1 protein-coding gene is annotated in these 1571 nt (G+C 41.6%); it reads right to left on the reverse strand.

Annotated features, from left to right (window positions below):
* Positions 1 to 1373, reverse strand: a 1373-nt coding sequence (locus RT269_RS30055; RefSeq protein ID WP_313188205.1) for a hypothetical protein, incomplete at its 3' end; no start/stop codon positions are given.
* Between the last annotated feature and the right edge of the window lie 198 nt (positions 1374 to 1571).

Raw genomic sequence — 1571 nt, forward strand, 5'->3', positions numbered from 1 at the left:
CAAGCTCCATATTCCATTGCCTCCCTGACTGCTATATTTTCAGGGCTGTATGAAAGCAGATTGCCGCAGATATTTTTTGCCTTCTCCATTTCACCTGCTTGTTCATAAACGTTCATCTGAATGGGCATGAGCGGTATGCAATGATATGCATCCGGATAACGATCACAATATACATTCCCATAGGCTTCCACCTGTCCAAATTTCTGATCTATATAAGCCTTCCTGATTTCAGATAACAGAAGCATCGCCTCTCCTATCCTTTTTAATTGGGGATGATTTTTAACAAGCTGCTTTTGGTACGAATATTCTGCTTCGGCATCTTCCTGTCTTCCCAGACCTATGAAGCATGCGCAGCATAGATTGCTGTGAGCCAGCTGCATCATTTTCTTTTCCCGGACGCCCTTCCATTCATTATCTGCCAGCTTCAGCGCCTGCTCATATCTTCCTGCCCTGGCAAGTCCGGCGGCAGCATTATGTACTTGTTTTTTATAGTAGGACTGATTCCGGTAGGGACCATAGGCAGCCTCCATTAAAAATGCTGCTGCCGCAGTAAGGGGCCGGTTCTCTTTTGTAAGCACTCCCATATGCATTTTTGCCCAATAAGCTTCCAACACACCGCCTAAGATTAAAATTACCAGCGTTAATATAAAAACAGTTCCTATGTAATCTAATGAATTCAGAAAGACCCACTTGTATAAATATTCCTGGAAAATGTAAAAACCTGATCCGCAGGCTAAAAATAATATCAGGCATCGGTTCCAGTATCGTCTCCTGTCATGAATCAAGAACCACTGCTTCCCCGCCTCAAATGCTGCCTGATTCTCTGCGTCATCCATAAATTCCAATAATCTTTCTTTTGCATAGATTCTCTTTTTACCATTATTTTTAAAATGCAGAAAAACACCCAGCATCCCAAATATGACAACGACAAACGGGTAAAGGTACGCCCGGATATTTGCCATCTCTCCCTGACTATAGTGAACCGAAGACAACCCCAAAGAGCTTAACAGTTCCCATTGCCAATTATCAGTATTGTCAAGGCCAAACAGCAAAAGACGGATTGGCGTACTGTCTGATGTTCTTCCACTTATATTTCCCATTATTATCAGTCTCGCCTGCTGCTCTACCAACCTTCCAGTATAGCTGACTGTAACATGAACGCCTTTTTCCGCAGCAAAGATATCAACATCCTCACCATTTGCCCCAACATTGATTACAAAACTCTGCTTTGACGGCATAATTTCCATATCCAAATAATGCAGATGCTTTCCTTCCATCAAAGAAATCCACAATACAAAGCAGCCGAAAAAAATGCCCAACCCATAATACAAGTAACGCATTTTGCTTAACTTTACTCCGCCTTTTTTATTCATTCTTCCTCCCCCGCAAAAACATATAGAATCACTTAATGATAGCATAAAAATGAATGAAAAGAATAACGAAATCATAAATATTTCCAAACGAATTAAATTAACAGTAAACAGATCACCGATGGATCGATCCCGGAATCCCTGGGACAATCGGGTAGGAGGTAGATAATTATTTTATCTACCGTCCTCCCACACCACCGT

The sequence above is a fragment of the Lacrimispora sp. genome (assembly GCF_032078915.1).
Classification (GTDB): domain Bacteria; phylum Bacillota; class Clostridia; order Lachnospirales; family Lachnospiraceae; genus Lacrimispora.